This window comes from Ferruginibacter sp. (genome assembly GCF_031430955.1).
Lineage (GTDB): Bacteria > Bacteroidota > Bacteroidia > Chitinophagales > Chitinophagaceae > Ferruginibacter.
Map to the genome: position 1 here is coordinate 1 of NZ_JANPCM010000389.1, position 5182 is coordinate 5182.

A 5182-nucleotide genomic window follows, 5' to 3' on the forward strand; every position below is an offset into this window, starting at 1 on the left:
GCTACAGATGCTGATAATGATACTTTGAAATATTCCTTTTATAATGCTTTTTCAGGTGGTGGAAACACAACGAATCCTTCAACGTGCCTTACCTGTACTTCCCCTGATCCTTCTGCTGCGCCACCATACAACCCAACTTCATATATTAATGGATATACACCAAGTTTTCCTTTAGGTAATCTTGTAGTAATTAATCCAAATACTGGTCTCATTAGCGGTATTGCTCCTAACCTTGGGTTAGGGGTAACTGGTATTTTTGCAATAACTGTTTTGGTTAGTGAGTTTAGAAATGGAGTTAAAATTGGTGAGCATTTTAAAGACCTGCAGATAAGGGTTGGAGATTGTCAAATCACTTCAGCAGTACTTAATCCCAAACCAACCACATGTGATGGGTTTACTGTTAACTTTCAGAATGATTTTCCTAACAACCCCGAGCCTTCTTATTTTTGGGATTTTGGAGAACCGTCTTCACCTAATAATACCTCTATTCTTTCATCACCATCTCATACCTATGCTGCTGCTGGTGATTACACTGTTAAGTTATATTTAAACAGAAATTCCCCATGTGGAGACTCTACTCAGTTAACCGTAAAAGTTTACCCCGGCTTCTTCCCTGATTTTGATGTGTTAGGCAGTTGCAAAAACACCGCCATCCAATTTTTAGATAAGTCATCCGCTAATTATGGCAGCATAAATTTCTGGCGGTGGAATTTTGGCGACCCAACATCTACCACCAATACATCTACCATAAAAAATCCCACCCATACTTATGCAGCAGCAGCCAGCTACAATGTGGAGTTTATTGTAGCGAGCGATAAGGGCTGCATAGATACCTTAAACCGGCCAATTACCATTACAGATAAACCGGCCATTAATGCCGGAAACGACACCCTTATTTGCATTATTGACACCCTGCAGTTAAACGCTGTGGGAACGGGTAATTTTATATGGAGCCCCAATTACAATATCAATAATGTAAATATTTTCAACCCGTTGGTTAGCCCAGATGTTACCACTACCTATCGTGTAACCCTTACCGATCCATTCGGTTGTGTGGGCAGCGATTCGGTAAAAGTTAGCGTGGTAAATAAGGTTAACCAGTTTGCCCCTAACGATACCACCATTTGTACAACTGATGGTGTGCTGTTAAGGCTAACCAGTGATGCATTAAATTATCAATGGACAGAAATACCTGCTGGTAATAGTTTAAGTAATCCCAAAATAAAAACCCCCGTTGCCACACCTGTTACCAGCACGGTGTATCATGTAGTGGGCAGTATAGGTAAGTGTACAGCTGAGAATGACATTAGAATAAAAACTGTGCCTTATCCCAATGCAAATGCAGGATTAGACCAAACCATTTGTTTTGGTTTTTCGGCACAGTTAAATGCAAGTGGCGGCAGCTCCTATTCTTGGTCGCCTACAGCATTTTTAAATAACCGGCTAATACCAAATCCTGTTTCAATAAATCCTACGGCTAACATCAGATACATAGTTAGTGTAACCGATACTTTAGGTTGCCCTAAACCTGCAAGAGATACAGTTTTTGTAAACGTTGCAAAAATTACTGCCGATGCAGGGCCAAGAGATACTTCAGTAGTTTTAGACCAGCCTTTATTATTAAATGCTACCGGCAGTACTAATTATTTATGGAGCCCTGCACAATGGCTAAGCAGTACAACCATACACAACCCTGTTAGTTTACCCCAAAACGATATTGAATACATTGTAAAAGTGAGTAACAATTTTGGCTGTTTTGATTACGACAGCATAAGGGTGCATTTATATAAACTTGATGCAGGAATATATGTACCCACTGCTTTTACACCCAATGGGGATGGGAAAAATGATATTTTCCGGCCTATTATTTTAGGCATAACATCTTTAGATTTATTCAGGGTATATAACCGCTGGGGCCAACTGCTGTACAGCGGTACCGATGCAGAAAAAGGCTGGGACGGAACTTTTGGCGGCAAAGGCCAGGATGCTGCAACTTATGTTTGGTATGCCGAAGCAACAGACTACCGCAACAGAAAATTAAAAAAGAAAGGTTACGTGGTGCTGATAAGATAATGCGGTAATTATTTTTTAACTCCTGCAATAAGCAGCCTTATACTTTTAAATTTTACTCCTTCTTTTTTCAGTTAACATTATAATGATTATTTGTTAATACAACACTGTTGTTTTATTATAGCCTTATAAACATCTTTGCAAATTAAATTAATATCTGCAAGTTTAATTTATACCCTTAAAGTACTGTAGTTAGTTTTGGTATCAGCATACAGCAATCTTTCTCCTGTTGCGTTGCAGGGCTTTTTTTAAGCCCTGTTTTTATTTATAAATCTTTTAAAAAAAATTATCTTTTACTAAATCAATTTTTATTAATGATTACCTAATTTGTATCATTCCTATGTTTCCATTTCTTAACATTTTCTTTTTTTTTCCTTAATGCCTGGGAAATAATTTGGTAACACTGTGCAAATACTTTTGGAGCTCAAAACTTAAATTAATGTTTATGACACCAACAAAGCACAAACTGATAAGGTTATTAATACTGTTTATTACAGTTGTTAATATTCCTGCCATTATACAGGCACAGCAAAACGTACAGATAAATGGAAACGTAACAGATGCTGTTACAAACAAACCTATTGAAGGGGTTAGTATTACTGTAAAAAATTCAACCTTTGGTACAACAACCGACAAAGATGGTAATTTTAAATTCGGAGTAATTAAAGGCGCTAAAATTAGTTTTAGTTTTAGTGGATATGAAGAGCAGGTAATTACTGCAACAGATAATTTTTTAGAAATAAAGCTTGCGCAAATCACCGTACAATTGCAGGATGTGGTGGTAACTGCATTAGGCGTAAAGAAAGATAAAAAAATTATCGGCTACTCATCGCAGGAAGTAAAGGGCGCAGATTTAATTAAAGCCAGGGAGCCAAACCCAATAAATTCATTAGTTGGTAAAGTAGCTGGCTTAACCGTTGGTACATCGGCAGAGTTATTAGGTAACCCACAGGTTTTATTACGTGGTGGCAATATTAATCTTTATGTTGTGGATGGTATCCCCATCAACTCTGATACCTGGAATATTAGTCCCGATGATATTGAAAGTTACACAGTGCTTAAAGGTCCAGTTGCATCTGCATTATACGGTTACCGTGGGCAAAATGGCGCCATCATCATCAACACAAAAAAAGGTACTAAAGATAAACGTGGTTACTCCGTAGAATTTAATACCAGCACCATGGTTAATAAAGGTTTTATTGCCTTACCAAAAACACAAGACCTTTATGGCCCCGGCGATCACGGACAATACAAATTTGTAGATGGTAAAGGAGCCGGTGTTAATGATAATGATTATGATATTTGGGGTCCACGTTTTGATGGGCAGTTGATTGAACAATACGACAGCCCTGTTGACCCTGTTACCGGCATACGTGCTAAAACACCATGGACGGCAAGAGGAAAAGATAATTTAAAAAGATTTATTCAGGCAGGCATTTTATCTACCAATAATTTATCAGTTTCAGCCAGTGGCGAAAAATACGATTTGCGTTTTTCCGCAGGGCAGACTTACCAAAGAGGTTTAGTGCCCAACACTAATTTAAACAGCACCAATTTTAATTTAGCCTCTACATTAAAATTCAGTAAAAAGCTAACGCTTGATGCCAATATTAATTTTAATAAACAATACACTGAAAATATACCTGATGTAAACTACGGCCCTAACAGCGTTATTTACAACATTACTATTTGGGGGGCTGCAGACTGGAATATTGATGATATGAAGAATTACTGGCAGCCGGGCAAAGAGGGGGTACAAAGTTTATATGCCGAATACCAGCGTTACCACAATCCTTATTTTATGAGCAAGGAATGGTTACGTGGCCATCATAAAAACGATATCTACGGGTATGTAACTTTAAACTACAGGTTTAATAATTATTTAGAATTATCGGGCAGGAGTTCCATCACTACTTACGATTTAACCAGAACAGAAAAAATGCCCTTCTCTGCACACCCTTATGGCCGTGAGGGAGGATTGGGGGATTACAGGGAAGACAAACGTTCTTTATTTGAGAACAATACCGAAGTAATGCTGCGTTTTAAACTGCCAAAGATTGCCAATTTTTTAGGCATCAATGGTTTTGCCGGTGCCAACATGCGTACATTTAATTATGCTTCAAGTTTTATTACCACCGATTATTTAAATGTACCCAATGTATATGCATTTTCTAACAGCCGCAATCCCGTAAAAGCATACAGCTTTGCATCGGATATGAGGGTGCCCAGTGCTTTTTATTCAATTGATTTTGCTTTAAGCAAATATGCTAATATCAACACAACAGGCAGGGTTGATAAATTATCAGCACTAAATTCCAGCAATAATACATTCTTTTATCCTTCTGTAAATTTAAGTACCGTTGTTTCTGATTATGTAAAAATCCCTTCGGTAATTTCTTTTTTAAAGTTAAGAGGTTCTTATGCACAGGTTAGGGGTGGGGGTTCTTTTGTATCAAGTACTATTGGTGCTACTCCTAATAACAGTTATCCGCTGGGCTATGGTGCAGAATACTCTTCTGCCTATGGCGGGCCAACTTATGCTTTTAATAATGTTTACAATACCGGTGTTGGTTATAATAATACCACCGAAGCAAAGTTTACCAGTAACCTGGTAGATGAAAATGTAAAACCAGATAACAGGACCAGTACAGAAGTTGGTTTGGATATGAAATTTTTAAAAAACAGGTTTGGCCTCGATGTGGCTTATTTTAGTTACACAGACGGCCCTCAGATTTTTAATAAACAAATTTCTGCAGCATCCGGTTATTCTAATTACACCATCAATGCTACCAAAACAAAAAAGACCGGATTGGAAATTTCTGTTTCGGGTACACCTGTAAAATCAACCAACGGTTTTAGCTGGGATGTACTTTTAAACTGGAGTACATTTAAAGAAGTATATAAAGAATTACCACCGGGTGTTACCACTATTGGTACGTTTTTTAAAGCGGGCAGCCGTGTAGATGAAGTGTACATCAGAAAATTTGCCCGTACACCAGATGGGCAAATTATTAATGATGGTGGCGGCCGGCCTGTAATATTACCAGTGGCACAATATGCCGGTAATGCAAACCCTGATTGGGTATGGGGCTTTAATAACAAATTCAATTAC

2 protein-coding genes are annotated in these 5182 nt (G+C 37.9%); both read left to right on the forward strand.

All coding sequences use genetic code 11. The annotated features are described in order from the left end of the window. Positions 1–2073, forward strand: a 2073-nt coding sequence (locus ACY65O_RS11035; RefSeq protein WP_462220915.1) for a PKD domain-containing protein, incomplete at its 5' end; no start/stop codon positions are given. A 442-nt stretch (positions 2074–2515) separates the two neighbouring features. Further along, a partial coding sequence (locus ACY65O_RS11040; RefSeq protein WP_462220916.1) for a SusC/RagA family TonB-linked outer membrane protein occupies positions 2516–5182 on the forward strand: 2667 nt, incomplete at its 3' end.